Origin of the sequence: Algoriphagus chordae (assembly GCF_003254055.1) — a bacterium.
GTDB lineage: Bacteria > Bacteroidota > Bacteroidia > Cytophagales > Cyclobacteriaceae > Algoriphagus > Algoriphagus chordae.
Window position 1 is genome coordinate 39,486 of the sequence record NZ_QKZT01000025.1, and the last position, 14,822, is coordinate 54,307.

The 14,822-nt window shown below is 39.8% G+C and carries 8 protein-coding genes; 3 read left to right on the top strand and 5 right to left on the bottom strand.

The window, feature by feature from the left end; translation table 11 throughout:
* The first annotated feature begins 11 nt into the window (after positions 1–11).
* The 3 genes from LV85_RS19825 to LV85_RS19835 are packed head-to-tail and all read left to right on the top strand — an operon-like array spanning position 12 to position 5,266.
* The gene (locus LV85_RS19825) at positions 12–1,058 is read left to right on the top strand and encodes an NAD(P)/FAD-dependent oxidoreductase (RefSeq protein ID WP_111322695.1); all 1,047 of its coding nucleotides are present in this window, start codon (positions 12–14) and stop codon (positions 1,056–1,058) included.
* 21 nt (positions 1,059–1,079) lie between these two features.
* On the top strand, positions 1,080–4,370 hold the full coding sequence (locus LV85_RS19830) for a biopolymer transporter Tol (protein WP_111322697.1): 3,291 nt from the start codon (positions 1,080–1,082) through the stop codon (positions 4,368–4,370).
* Between the two features lie 14 nt (positions 4,371–4,384).
* Positions 4,385–5,266, top strand: a complete 882-nt coding sequence (locus LV85_RS19835; protein WP_111322699.1) for a YicC/YloC family endoribonuclease — start codon at positions 4,385–4,387, stop codon at positions 5,264–5,266.
* A 51-nt stretch (positions 5,267–5,317) separates the two neighbouring features.
* Here the strand turns inward: LV85_RS19835 and LV85_RS19840 are convergent, their stop codons facing one another.
* The 5 genes from LV85_RS19840 to sov all read right to left on the bottom strand — a co-directional run bounded on the left by LV85_RS19840 (position 5,318) and on the right by sov (position 14,663).
* The gene (locus LV85_RS19840) at positions 5,318–5,989 is read right to left on the bottom strand and encodes an energy transducer TonB (RefSeq protein WP_111322701.1); all 672 of its coding nucleotides are present in this window, start codon (positions 5,987–5,989) and stop codon (positions 5,318–5,320) included.
* Positions 5,990–6,151: 162 nt separating this feature from the next.
* Positions 6,152–6,829: an energy transducer TonB gene (locus LV85_RS19845; protein ID WP_111322703.1), complete on the bottom strand. Its 678-nt coding sequence runs from the start codon at positions 6,827–6,829 to the stop codon at positions 6,152–6,154.
* Between the two features lie 69 nt (positions 6,830–6,898).
* A complete protein-coding gene (locus LV85_RS19850) occupies positions 6,899–7,267 on the bottom strand; it encodes a VanZ family protein (RefSeq protein WP_146260513.1) in 369 nt (122 codons plus the stop codon).
* Between the two features lie 11 nt (positions 7,268–7,278).
* Positions 7,279–7,656 (bottom strand): glycine cleavage system protein GcvH, encoded by a 378-nt coding sequence (gene gcvH, locus LV85_RS19855; RefSeq protein WP_111322707.1) that lies wholly within the window; start codon positions 7,654–7,656, stop codon positions 7,279–7,281.
* A 56-nt stretch (positions 7,657–7,712) separates the two neighbouring features.
* Positions 7,713–14,663, bottom strand: a complete 6,951-nt coding sequence (sov, locus tag LV85_RS19860; protein ID WP_245942388.1) for a T9SS outer membrane translocon Sov/SprA — start codon at positions 14,661–14,663, stop codon at positions 7,713–7,715.
* Between the last annotated feature and the right edge of the window lie 159 nt (positions 14,664–14,822).

The following is a 14,822-nucleotide window of genomic DNA, read 5'->3' on the forward strand; positions in this document are numbered from 1 at the left end:
TATTTTGGGCTATGGAAATTGATTTTTTGCTTATTGGACAAGGACTCGCTGGAACAGCGCTGGCCTATAGACTGAAGCAAGCTGGAAAGAAAATTAGGATAATCGATCAGCCTGGAGCTAATAATTCGAGTAGAATTGCTGCTGGGCTTTATAATCCTGTAACGGGTCGGAAGATGGTGAAAACTTGGAAAGCCGATTCTCTTTTTCCTGAGATCAAACCGTTTTATCAAGAATTAGAAGATCTTACTGGTGCTAAATTTCTAACAGAAAAGCCAATCTATAGACCATTTCTAAGTATCGAAGAGCAAAACGAATGGATGGGACATAGTGCTGATCCGGATTTTGAACCATATTTGGAGAAGATTTATGCTGATAGTCAATCCGAATTTCTCAAGGATCCTTATGGCGGAGTAATGCTTCGCAATTCAGGTTGGTTGAACATCAACAATCTACTTGATGCAATGTCTTCGTATTTTAAGGAAGAATTGATCTTGGAGAAATTTGACGAAAGTTTACTTCTATTTGAGAATAACAATTGGACTTACCAGGATTTAAAGGCAAAATCTCTAGTTTACTGTAATGGCTTAGGGGCGATGAATTCCAGGTTTTTCAATTACCTTCCATTTGCTCCTGTTAAAGGTGAGATTTTGGAAGTTAAGCAAGGATTTACTCCTGATTATGTGGTGAATAGAGGGGTTTTCAGAGTTCACTTGGGGAATAGTGTACATCGAGTGGGCTCCACCTATACTAAACATGATTTGGACTTGGGGGCGACAAATGCTGCAAAAACAGAGCTTTTGGAGAAATTGACAAATTTGGTTCGAATGCCTGTGGATGGAATTATCACCCATAAGACTGGTATTAGACCAGCGACTAGAGATAGAAAACCATTCATGGGAAAACATCCTTTCGAGCAAGGCGTTTACCTATTCAATGGTTTTGGAGCCAAGGGAGTGTCACTTATTCCATATTTCAGTGAACAAATGGTTTCATTTCTACTAAATAATAAGGCTATTGACAGAGAAGTGGACATAGCTCGGTATTTTAATTATATTTAAAGACATCTTTCAGCAAATCGAATGCGATATCACCTTTTCAGAATTTTAATTTTTGCTGGGTTATGGTTGAACTCTTTTTTTGCAGTCGCTCAGTTTGATCAGGAGCGATTTGGCAAAAACAGAATTCAGCACCAGCAATTTGAATGGTATTTTTACTCCTCAAATAATTTTGAGGTGTATTATTATGACCGTGGAGGAGCCAATGCCAAGATGGCCATTGATTACCTTGAAAGTGAGTTTAACCGAATCACGCAGATGATTGGGTATGTCGCCTATACCAAGCCGAAAATTTATATTTATAATTCTCCCGAGGAACTCTTGCAGAGTAATATCAATCTCAATAAAGAAGAATATAATGAGGAGGGGCAAACAAATTTCAACAGACTTTTAGCTGAAATATCCTATAAAGGGGAGGTTGATTTATTTAAAGAGGATTTAATCTATGGAACGACTAAAATCATCATAGAAGAAATGTTGTATGGCTCCTCAGTCTCCGATGCTTTCCAAGCCAACCTTACTAACAGCTTTCCAGAATGGTATGTGGATGGTATGGCCTTGTATTTGGCGAAAGGATGGAGTAGGGAAATGGATGATTATGTGAGGCATTATTTCCAAGAAGATAAAAACCCTAAAATTCTCAAGTTAAAGGAAAAAGAGGCTGCCTTGGTTGGTCAGTCTGTTTGGAATTACATCGCTGAAAGGTATGGTAAAAGGTATGTTTCCAGTATTTTGAATCTTTCAAGAATCAATCGTAATGAAGAAAATAGTATTGCAAATACGGTTGGGCTGAATTATAACACGTTCAAAGAAGATTGGAAAAAGTATTACCTCACTATCAATAAACAAGTTTCTACTACATTCAAGGACCCGAATAAGGATGCTGCCGTAGCTGAAACTTCCCCGAAATTTATAGGAGCAATTAATGATATCAAATTTAGTCCAGATGGCTTGAATTTGGCCTATGTTATCAATAATGAAGGTAAGTATAAAGTGCAGGTGCGGGAGCTCAGTACCGGAAGAGAACAAACAATCTTTGCTGGCGGAACCTCCTTACAAGATCAACCAGCAAATTTCACCTCTCCGATAATTGCTTGGAAAGACTCAGCAAATATTGCCATCGCTTCCTTCAAAAGAGGTTTTACTACACTGAGACTTAGATCAATTGACGGATCTAATCAGGATAAAATTTTTCTAAGAAACATCACTCAAATCCTTAGCCTTGATTTCAATAGCACTGGGAAAAACATGGTGCTTTCGGCGATCTCAAATGGGAAGTCTGATATCTATACGCTTAATGCTAGGGGAGCTGGTAGAAGATTGACAAATGATTCTTATGATGAATTGACGCCAGTTTTCTTGAATGATTCCACGATTATTTACTCTTCGAATGCAACAGATTTGCCGGATTCTTTGATGGGGAAAAATCTGGAATTGGCCTCCTTGCCTAATAACTATAATCTCTACATGGTACAGGTGACGGATACGATCATCACCAAGCAACTGACCAATTCAAATAGTAAAAATATAAGGCCTAGAAAAATCAACAGTAACGCAATAGTATACCTCTCTGACCTCTCTGGGATAAATAACCTGATGCGGATGAGCATCGGAAACCAGGTCTCAAATCAAATTTCGGCATTCAACAAAAGTATTGAGGCATTTGATGTCAATAGCCGAATGAATAGAATGGCCTACTCGGTGCGCGATGGTAGAGAGAGTTACTTGGTGGTAGAAGGCTTCTCTAATTCTGATCAATTTACTCCGAGTACTCCAAGAGTCCAGTTGGAGCAGGCAAAAAGCCTCAATGAAAGATTAGCTGCGAGACGCTTGCTGGAGGCACAGGAAGCTAAAGACAATCAACCGCAAGTGACAGAGCGAGCAAATACCATTACTCAATCTCAAATAAAACTTGATACTATAGCAAAAAACACCACTTCTTCCATTGATCTCAAGCGATTGAGTTTTGAATCTAAAAATGGGGTTAATACGGACAATTATACTTTCGACACCCTTCCAAATAATCTGGGTTCTCCAACTGAATCCTCTTCAGAATCCAAAACAAATTTGTTAGAGTCCTTTAGAAAGAAGAGTTTACAAAAACGAGTGGTTGGGCCAAGAGAAATGGAACCTCAGTTTTTTATCAACAATATTAATACTCGATTTGTAGTGGATCCTTTGAGAGGTTTTGGCTTAGGGCTTACGGGCAAAATGACCGACCTTCTAGATAATCATTCCTTCCAAGGTGGAGTGATGACTACCCTAGACTTCAGATCGGGAGGTGATATTTTCTTTGAATATGATTATTTGAAAAGCAGGGTTGATTTCAAAGGTAGATTTGATCGTAAAACAATTCGTGTTTCTGAAGGTGATATTACTTTTCAGAAATATGTGCTAACAAAATTTGAAGCTGGATTTTCGTATCCTCTGAATCCTAATGCAAGATTCTCACTATCTCCTTTTGTAGCAAAAACACAATATTTCAACCTCAACCCAGATTCTTTAATCTACGGGCAAGACCCTGATCAAAATAGGTTGGATGTCAATTATATTGGTGGTAAAGCGGAATTCGTATTTGATCGTACTCAGCCTTTAGGACTGTACTCGCAATCTGGATTCAAAGGGAAAATTGGATATGTTCAATATCAATCTTTCAATCACAAGGATCGGTCTTTTGGTAATTTTTATCTGGACTTACGTGAGTACAGAAAAATACACAAGAACATAGTAATTGCGGCAAGATTGTATGCAGGATCATTTATGGGGAGCAACCCACAGACTTATATGTTGGGAGGGATGGATAACTGGCTTTTCAATGAGTTTTACCGTCCACCATCCAACAGGCCTGAGTCTTCACCTATTCGAAATCCAACAGGCGTAGAGAATTCAAATATTCTTTTTGCGGACTTTGTGGATTTGCGAGGATATGATTACGATGAAATTCGAGGGAGAAATATGGTCACATTTACTACTGAGTTGAGGATCCCTATTTTTTCTTACTTGACTAGAGGAAATATTACATCAAATTTCATTCGAAATTTTCAATTGGTTGGATTCTATGACATTGGATCGGCTTGGAATGATGCGGCTCCATGGGAGCGTATTAATGACCAAAATACAGAGGTGATTAATACAGATGGTTCTCCTTTTACTATTGTTTTAAATAATTTCAACAACCCTTGGCTGCAAAGTTATGGTGCAGGATTACGCACAGTTTTGCTTAACTATTATGTCAAATTTGATGTAGCACGTCCAATTCGAAATTATGAAGCAGAAGACTTAAAGTTCTATGTAACTTTGGGCATCAATTTCTAACTACAGATTTTATTATGATCAAATCAATGACCGGCTTCGGAAATGCCGGATTTGAAGATGAGCGAATGGTGATCCAAGTGGAGGTACGAACGCTCAATTCAAAATTCTTGGACCTTTCCATCCGAAGCCCTAGGCAGTTTAATGATAAAGAACTCGAAATCAGAAACCTGGTTCAGTCGATTTTAGATCGTGGTAAAGTGAGTGTTTCGATTGATTTTCAATCCAAAGGTTCGGCTGAGATGCCTGTTAGTATCAATGAAGAGCTGTTTGCACTTTTTTATCAAAAATATAAGGGGCTTGCGGATACTGTGAAGGACGATTCTCAAGATCTTTTCAAATTGGCGCTACAATCTCCAACGGTAATTACGCAGGTGACAGGTGAGCAAAGAGATGATCAGGCAGATTGGGAGGAAATCAAAAAAGTTCTGACCAAAGCATTAAATACCTGTGATTCCTTTAGGCAAGATGAGGGAAATTCCCTGGAAGAGAAGCTTCAGGGAAATATCAAGACCATAGCATCTGGCTTAGAGAAGATTCAGGAAGAAGAAGGAAATCGAAAAGATAGAATTAAGCAAAAGATTCGAAACCATTTCAATGAATGGCTGGACGAAAATTCCTTTGATGCCAATCGCTTTGAGCAAGAGCTGATTTATTACTTTGAGAAACTAGATATTACCGAAGAGATAGTAAGGCTGGATACACATTTGAAGTATTTTGCCAAATGTCTCCATGAAGAAGCAAACCAGGGCAAGAAGCTTGGTTTTATCAGTCAAGAAATAGGTAGAGAGATCAATACGATTGGATCTAAGGCTAATGATGCAGGCATGCAAAAGCACGTGATTCTGATGAAAGATGAACTTGAAAAAATTAAGGAACAAGCATTGAATGTATTATAAAGAAAGGGGCTTTTGCCCCTTTTATTTTTTCCATACAACAGTTAAGGAGACTTAGTTTAACCGAAACCTAATAGGCATAGTCATTCGAGATCTTACTGCTCTTCCACCGATTCGGCCTGGATCCCATTTTGGTGAGTTTTGAATTACTTCACGAGCAACTTCATCACAGCCACCTCCAATAGTTCTTACCAGTTCTATGTCTTGGATGGATCCATCTGTATTGACAACGAACCTCACGATGACCATGCCTTCTACTCCCATTCTTTTGGCTTGTGAGGGATACTTAAGGTTTTTGTTGAGATAGCTGTACCATGCATCCATCCCGCCTTTAAACATCGCTTGTACATCTACAAAGTCATTGATCTTGTCTGGGGTTTCTATCACTGGCGGAGCGCTGATCTCCACATCCGGGATTACCACATTCTCTGGTGTATTGATGTCGACGATTATATTATCCATTTTGTCTATGATAATGTCATCGGGTTTGATCACTACTTCAAGTGGTGCAGGCGGCGGGGGAGGAGGAGGTGCTTGATAGCTGATCGGGATATCTATTATATCCCAGTCATCTTCCATCCCATCAAATGTTTTGATGTTTTCTTGATTATTAGCTCTCCATTCGAAAGCAACTAAAACTGCCCCGAGACTGACTGCCAGCCCCAAGTTAAATAGTGTGCCTGACCATTTCTTAAGATCAGACTTAGGATTTTTTTTGTGTTCCATGAGTGTAATGTTAGAGGTTAGAAAAAAAACTACTCTAATAATTTACATTCTATAAGTCGCTGATACTAATCCTATAACAGTATTTAACTAAGCTAAAAGTTGTTAAAAACAGCACAAAAAAAAGACCCGGTTTCTCGGGTCCTTCTTATTATGATTTTCTGATTAGCTCAGTTTAAATCTAATCGGTAGTCTCATACGAGTACGTACTGGACGTCCACGCTGTTTGCCTGGTTCCCAAGCAGGAGCGTTACTTACTACTTTCACAGCTTCCTCGTCACAACCTCCGCCGATTCCTCTCAATACGTCAACGTCTTGAATGGTACCATCTGTGTTTACAACGAATACTACGATAACTGTACCTTCTACACCCATACGTCTAGCTTGAGTAGGGTATTTCAAGTTTTTAGAAAGATATTGGTTCCAACCTGACATTCCACCTGGAGGATTTGGTTGAGTCTCAACCACGTCAAAGATTTTATCTACTTTTTCCTCTACAGGGGCTTCAGCGATAACCACTTCTTTGATTACAGTAGTTTCCTTCACATCGACATCAAAGTTTACTTCGATTTTTTCTTCGATCTCTATTTCATCAGGAATTTCCTCAATAATAGGCTGCTCTACTGGTGGTGGTGGTGGTGGTGGCGGCTGCTCAGTGATAGGAATATCTAGCAATTCTTCGAAATTGTCAGTCACTTGACCAAGGTCTTTCAAAGAACCATCGTCAAATGATTTCCATTCGAAGGCAGCAAGGGTAGCGCCTACAGCAACAGCCAAACCAAGATTCAGGAACATTCCTGACTTTCTGGTTAGATCAGCGCTGGGAGTCTTTTTTGCTTCCATGATAAGTTTGGTTTATAAAGGTTAATTTTTCTTCTATTTCAGAGTAACAATTGTAATAATTAATGAGCACTAATCCAAGCCAATCTTGCTAGTCGGAATCTTAAAATATGCTAATAAGCCAGCTATTCCTCCTATTTCATTGACAATCATGTCCATATAGTCAAAAGATCGGAAAGGAATAAATAGTTGAGCGCTCTCTAAAACTATTCCTGCGGCTATGCCAAATATCAGATAGTTGGTTAGAACCCTGCCTTGAAGGCCATTTACTTGGACTCTTTTTACACCCACTCCACACCAGAGGAAACTTAAGGTGCCAAAACACAGAAAGTGAATTAGTTTGTCTTCAAAGTTGAATGTAGCCTCAGGAAAATTATCTCCTGGTGTCAACATGGCAAAGGCAATTAATAATAGCCAAGCTATTGCGATTCCTAATCTCAAAATTGTCTTGCTTATTCTCCTACTAACTCAGCGTAATCTGCTGCAGAAAGCAGGTCTGAAGGAAGGTCTGCAGTGATCTTTACTTTGATCATCCAACCTTTCTCATAAGGAGACTCATTTACTAATTCTGGAGAATCTTCCAAGTCTGGATTCACTTCCAATATTTCTCCTGTCACAGGCATAAATAAATCTGAAACAGTCTTCACGGCTTCTACAGATCCAAATACCTCATTTGTATCTAGGGTTTCGCCTGTAGTTTCTACTTCTACATAAACGATATCTCCTAGCTCGCCTGCGGCAAATTCAGTGATTCCAATAGTTGCAACATCACCATCAATTTTAACCCACTCGTGGTCTTTGGTGTACTTTAGTTCTTGAGGAAAATCCATGTTTATAAATAGTTATATAGGTGTCAAAATTAATAGGAATCAGCTAAGGATGAAATCTATTGGCCTAAATTAAATCGAAGTTGCCCTCCAAAGGAAGTAGAAGTTCGTTTGTAAGCAGTAGTGACTCTAGGGTCGTTGATAGTTCTGTCGAAATAAAGCGTCAAATTAAGATTTTGATTGATAAGGTACGATATCGTAGGTCTTATCGAAATATTCAAATTACCACTGGTGATAGTACTGCCTTCTTCAATTTTTCTCTGGATTTGTTTGGTGCTAACAACCTTTGAATCCAATTTGAACTGAACATCATTTTTTAATACAGTTTGTTTGCCTTGGAATTTGAAAGGGATTTTCATTCCAGCTTTGGTATACCCTAGAGTCAATCCAAAATCGTTACTGCGCTGTTCTGTCACTTGAGAATTTGAGAAGTTCAATCCAAGATTCCTTTCTTTATTGTAGATGATGGCGATATTCAATCTGTCTTTTGTCAACATATCTACTCCTATCAATGGGCCAAATCGCTCTGTGAGCACTACCTGATTAAGGACATATATAGGTATAAATTGTCCTTCATCATTTACTTGAGTTGGCCTTGGGATATTTTGGAGCGTATTGTAAAGTTCTAAGCCTTGTTGATATTGTAAGGAGTTGGAGAAATTACTCGCATCATATGTCGAGGTGTACATATGTGAAATGTTGATACTACTAAATACATCGCTTAATCCTTTGAGCCTTGATAATCCACGATAATCCAATCTCCAGTTTGGTAAAGGTGTCTTAGGGAATGGATTCATATTAAAAGTACTAGCATCCTTACCTCGATAAGCTGCGAGGAATGAAGGTATTAATACGTCTTGACCATCGATACTATATTCTCCACCGGTATCCGTTGCATCCAATCGTGTTTTGATTACGGCTCTGTTGTTCTCAAATTCAGTGAAAAGAGGAGAATCATTCTCAAAATCATCCTTACTAAAGGTAGTACCAATCATAATTGTGGTGATGCTATATGCTCCAAGTCTGTTAGGACTAATGGATTCATAATCACCAGGGTTATCCATCGAATTTCTGAAGATTTCTTGGTAATCACCTACTTCTCGTTTAGTCGCATTAAGGGTGATTTTAAAGTCTTGGAAAGGTTCTATCAAACTACCAAACCTCATATTTACAACACTACTTTGCTTAAAGGTTTGCGTCAGCTCACTACTTGGGGCCATGATTCCGGCTTGAGCAAATTCATTTCGGATACCAGCATTTTGGCTACCAAATAGAAAGGCAAATCCGGGATTTTCAAAAGCTCTATCCATTCCTAAAAGACCTGTGTTAGGCATATAGCCGGGTAGAAAAGTACCTTCAATTTTCCCATAATTGAAGGTGACTTCTTTTACCATCATAAGAGCCTTCAGTAATTTATTAGTAAATGGTGTGCCTATGGTATCTTCTGCTTGTGTTCCTGGCCTACCGGGTATACTCGGTCGTTTGGGTGCATTTAGGGCTGCTAGCTTTTTGTTTTTATTGTAAAGCCTGATGAGATCCAATTTACCATTGAGTGATTGATCTCTGGTGTTTTGTATGGCGTTACCCAGCGTGTCCTTCTGCCCGATTGCTCCTGTGAGCCAAGTATATGTAGTGACATATTTATAATCTGCCTGTATCCAATCAGTGAGTGGAGATTTGTCTAGTGGTAAGGTATAATTGATAGATATGTTATGGTTATAATTGGTTTTACGACCAAATCTCCATGCATTATATCTAATGGAATCTGATTTTTGCTCTGTATTTATATCGCCTTGGGGCTCATCTACTACAGCCATAATACTTGAACTGTAGTCCACACGTAGGTTTTTAGTTAAATCCCAGTTGAGGGTGTAAAAGCGATTCATAAAGAAGCTTTTTTGAAACAGTGGATCTACGCCAGCAGTACTTAGCTGGTCATTTCTGTATTGAGAGCGCAAATGCTTTCTATCAATATCTAGCCTAGCTAGGACTAGAGTAGGAGATAGGTTGAAGTTGAAATCCTTGATTAATTTTAAGTGAGGGGAATCTAGGAAGCCTACATTTTTGAAGGGTTCAACAGAAAGTGGTTTTGGCTGGTAGCTATAGGTGACATTGCCTCGGTATGTCTTGTAGTTGTAATCCTGAATTTGTGCATTTGTTTGATTCATTATCCCAAAAGCATAAGAAAATGACAAATTACTCAAGTCGTAAAATTTGCTTTTAGCATCAGGGTTGGTCTTGATTTTCCGCACATTGTTGAAACTGATGTTTTTACGATTCACTTGATCCAAAGCTATTTTTCGGTAAGCATCTTTTTCATCTTGAGTTTCGAATTTTTGCAGGGCCAACTCAAAAGGAACATCTGGATTTAAAGGGTCAAATTCAGGCTTGGTCGTGCTATTTTCTATCGAGAAATACATAGGAATACTTACTCCCAATGCTTCAGGCAATAATTTATGGATATCTACATTAGTGGAGATATCATACTGTGTAGTAGCTTGTCTAGCTCTCTCCGAAAGCCTGGTTTCCAAGCCGCCGAATCCTATAGAATTATGTCTTATTGACCCCGATATTACAGCGACATCTGCGATTTTTACATTCATCAAGGCATTAGCTGCCCAACCATTAGATTTGATAAAACCAGTCACCCTAAGCTCATCTGCCCATATACAAATACTTCTACTTCCGCCACCAGTTGTTCCTGGGTTTCTGACACCAATCATTGAAGTTTGGGATTGATTTAATTCAGGGCGCCCTACTACAGTTACGGTGTATCGACCAACTTGCTGGGAATAGGGTATGTTTAGCGGTACATGTTGATTGTCACGCTCTATTTTAACTCCCACAATATCCTCAATCGCGATGTCGATTTCATTTTCTGAAGGCCATATCAGCTCAGGATCCCGAGTGCCTTTAGGAGTAATGATTAGTGGCACTTCTATCTCATAATAGTTATCCGTATTGTCTGTGCCCAACCTTAAGAATGCTGAAATTTCACCATCTACGGCATCTTCACTATCAGCATGTAAAAACATTTTTATCCGCTCGAATTGAACCAAATCCAATGTTACATTTTTGAAAACAGCTCTTGCGTCCCTTGCTCCAAGATCCTCTACACAGACCCTTAGTGATTGCTCATTAAGTCTTCTCTCCACAGTTGAGGTATTGTCACGGTCTCGAAAGATCCCCGGCGGGAGCACATAAGGGCTTTCAGTGGCACTTCCCTGACTGTTTTCCTCGATACTCACTACATCCACAGTTACGTTGGAATTGTCCGGCTCAGGAATTTCGAATAGGCCTCTCTCGAAAAGAGACTCTTGGAAAACTCTCCATTGGCTACCCACCATTCGGAAATTAGCCATTCTTAGAACTACTGGTTGTTCGAAATTACTCACATAGGTTCTGATCCATCGGATAGATTTGAATCCTGAGATATCACCTTCTACGCGATCTGGCTGGCGAATAGGTATGCGAAATAAATACCAATCTACGTTTTCGCCAGCTTCGTTATGAGTGGTCTTATCCACAATATAATTTTGGCCTACAACAAGGTTTCCTGGTTCTAAATCAATTTCGTAGGAGTAGTAATTTTCCAGCTCATTGATGGTGTTATCCGTGTTGAGATCTTCGTTATCAGGGCTGTTTGATCCAGACGGGGTGTATGGAAGATTTTCATTGGCTGTAACAGGCGTATTCCCTTCCATTCCATTAAATTTCTTATAACGCTCCAGGATCTTGGCATCCTCATTATCATATTTTTCATCTAGATAGTACTCAAACAAATCACTCGAAACATCCTCAAGAATTTGGCTTCTGGCTGCCGCACTTACATTGAGCCTGTCTAGGTATCTGGATTTAAAAAATTCAGGTTCATCTTCATTCTTCAAACCGTCAAGTCCTACATCTTGGTTTTGTCTGGAGGTTTCGGAATTGTCGAAGGCAGGAAGTAAGAATTGTTCACGGGTAATTCTTCCCCACTCGTCTTCCCCTGTCTCTGCAGGATCTCCGTCTGCTGGTAGCCCATTTTCGAACGAATGGCGACTATCTTTCAGCAAATCTTCAGAGATGTCTCCAAGATTGATGGTCAGCCTACCACCAGTTGTATTGTTTTCATTAAATATACCGTCTAGGACCCGTCCATTTTCACCCTTGATAAATGGGTCGAGCAGCCAAAATTCAATATATTCTATATTCGTTCTATCAAAATCAACATCAGTTGTAATGGCTCTCGTTACACCACCGTAATTTCTTTTAGGAGAAGGAAGAAGTCCATCCGTAGTCAAATCGGTATTGTAATTATACATGCCACGCTCACTTGGAAAGAAAGCAAGTTCGAATAGTGGCTCAGGCGTGACGATTACATCTCGATCTTGTTGAGGGAAAATTTCCTGCGGTACAACTCTCCTTACATAATGATTTTGCCGATCCTCGCGGGTGATGTTGGGCGGTACACCAGGTCCACTTTCTCGATAGAAAATATTATCGATATTATACCAAGCAACTTTTGCTCTGCGATATGCCGCTCCCAAATTATCTTCAGTTTGGTTACTTAGGTCAAATCTATCGTCGAAAGTTTGAGGAGTAGATGCCAATTTCCAGTTTTGGTTGGCAGCACCACCTAGATTATAGGGAGTGATTGCCGCTTCAAAATCATCAATATACGAGGCAGGTTCTCCATCTACCTGATTAGAGGTGCCTGGAATAAGATGTGCAAATTCACCGCTGATCTGAACAAGCGAGGTCTCTTTGGTACTGGTAAATGGTAGAGCGTCTGCCATTTTCGTTAACCAGCGTGATTCATCACTGAAATTCCCGTCTAAGCCCCAGAGGCTGTTTCTCAGTGTTTCACTTCCTGTGGCAATTCTTGTGACGTTAGGTCTCTCGTTTAAGTATAGGAAGGTTCCTCCAATGTTAAATTTGTCAGAGAATAAATAGTCCAGCCTAGTCCCCAGCAAACTTCTTGTTTGAAAGGATACCAAATCAGCCTTCTCGAAACTCACATTAATTTGCTTACCTGACTGGAGGATTGCATCATTAATAATGACAAGTCTTCCTACATTATAATCTATCGTAAAATCAATTCCTTCTGTCAGTGGGATATTACCGGCTTGCACTATCACAGAGCCAGGAGAGATGTTTAATCCTGGCAATTGGATCTCACTTGCTGAGCCAGCCGTCAATCTGCCTTTGATGAAATATTTGTTAAGCTTTGTGACTAGTTCAGCGTCTGCTTGTGTCGTTCTGTATAGCGTGTCGTAAACATATTTCTCTTTGAGAACAATTTCACCGGGTTGGAAATATTTTTCAAGATTAGACCCAAAGGGTTCTAACACTGGGAAAACTAAAAGGCCTCTGTCTGCCAGTATCGTGAGCCCTTCTACAAAGTCAAAGTTTCCATCCGGGGCAGGATCATTTTGGGGGTTCAGATTATCTAGTCCAGTGAGCTGAATCAAGGGTTTATCCTTTACTTCAGCACCTTCCAATAGCGATGGATTATCAAGTCCCGTTCGATCATCTCTATAGATTACCTGAAGCTGAAAACCATCTCTTGTGATTTGGTTTGCATTTAGGCTATAGACATTTTTCATCATAAGATCCCAGGTTGGGACACGAGGATTGATCCTGGCAGGACGAAGAAGTTTCATGAAAATCATTTCATCTTCCTGCTTATTTTGATAGTCTTCAGTTAGTTCACCTACTTTATAGACTTTCCCGTTATACGTGTATTCGTAAGCTACTGCTAGAACCTCATCGTTTTGTAGTCGTCTGAACAGCGACAAATACCCTAGTTGAGAATTGAAAAAATATTCTGTTGGCTCGAGTTTTCGAGCTCCATTGATTTGCTCAAAATCAACTCCCTTTTTAATGCCAAGAGATGATTCCATAGCACTTGACCCTGTGTCAAAAGGGCGAAAAGCTGGATTGGAAGAAATGTTACCATACAATAAGTTGGCAGAATTTTCTGATGGAGCAGTCGGATTACCTGGGCCAATATTGGGATTGGTAGGATTGTAAATCACCTGTCCTTCAGCCAAATCCATAAATGCAGCAAAATTACGGAGTGTTTCCGTGTTAGCTGCTCGATTCATGATATAGACTTCGATTCTGGTCACGTTTACCCCCGAAAGAACTTGCGGCAAACCCCTTAGCCATTTTTCATAATTATCTCGAAAGAAATGTCCGATAAAGAAATGTCTGTTATCATCATATTTCGAAGCTTGAATATCAAATGATCTGCCTTGACCATTGGCATCAATTGTCAAATTATCTCGACGTCCTCGCTGTGTAGAGGCCACGGCTGTTACGCCTAATTTACCGAATTGGAGTTGTGTCTTTACCCCAAAAAGGTTCTGAGCTCCCTGTATCAATCGGTTTTGAACAGGCATACTGACGTTTCCTATTTCTATGGATTGAATGATGTCTTCTTCGAATCCATCGAATTCTAACTTCATTTGATTTTGAAAGTCAAATGAATTATTCGAGTCAAAATTTGCTCCGATTTTTACCTTTTCGCCAAGCGTTCCATTCACAGCCATCTGGATCTGCTGGTCGAAATTGAAACCTCCATTTTGCTGCTGTCGGATCGGAAGGGTAGGGTTGTCAACTCGTCGGAAAATAGCCCCAAAGTCCAGATTGACATAGCCGGATGGGGTGATGTTTATTTCATTTCCGCCAAATAGTCTATCCAAAGAAGGACTGACCGTCAGTGGGGGAATCAATCCTCTGCCCTCTACGGCACTTTCTCCGTCACCACCTCGTGCTCTACTTCTCCAGTACTCCTGTCTTACTTTATATTCTTGGATTCTCGAAAATTGATCAAAATCATATTCTTGCTCATTGCCCACTCGAACAGTATCAATCTGATCAACTACGTTATAGCGAAGCGTAGAATCAACCTTTACCTGTACATCTTGAGTAATAGGGTTGGCCTGATAAAATGGAATCTGTGATTGTAGAAATGGGTTGCGTTTAGGGTATAGGGGGTTCGTCCTCAGATTTTGCCAAAGCAAATATGAGGGGCTAAGTCTCCTTCGATTCAAAGAATCAATCCGAGACTGAATACTGTCAGGATTGGTTTGTTGAGCCTCAGAAGTGGAATAGGCCAGTAGTAGACCAAAAAGGATAATTAATTTAGCCCAACTACCGAGAAACCTCCTCCCGCAAAAAGT

Coding starts and splice junctions, on each gene's coding strand:
- LV85_RS19825 (WP_111322695.1), top strand. CDS start 12: ATGGAAATTGATTTTTTGCTTATTGGACAAGGACTCGCTGGAACAGCG.
- LV85_RS19845 (WP_111322703.1), bottom strand. CDS start 6,829: ATGGAAGCAAAAAAGACTCCCAGCGCTGATCTAACCAGAAAGTCAGGA.
- LV85_RS19835 (WP_111322699.1), top strand. CDS start 4,385: ATGATCAAATCAATGACCGGCTTCGGAAATGCCGGATTTGAAGATGAG.
- LV85_RS19840 (WP_111322701.1), bottom strand. CDS start 5,989: ATGGAACACAAAAAAAATCCTAAGTCTGATCTTAAGAAATGGTCAGGC.
- LV85_RS19830 (WP_111322697.1), top strand. CDS start 1,080: ATGCGATATCACCTTTTCAGAATTTTAATTTTTGCTGGGTTATGGTTG.
- gcvH (WP_111322707.1), bottom strand. CDS start 7,656: ATGGATTTTCCTCAAGAACTAAAGTACACCAAAGACCACGAGTGGGTT.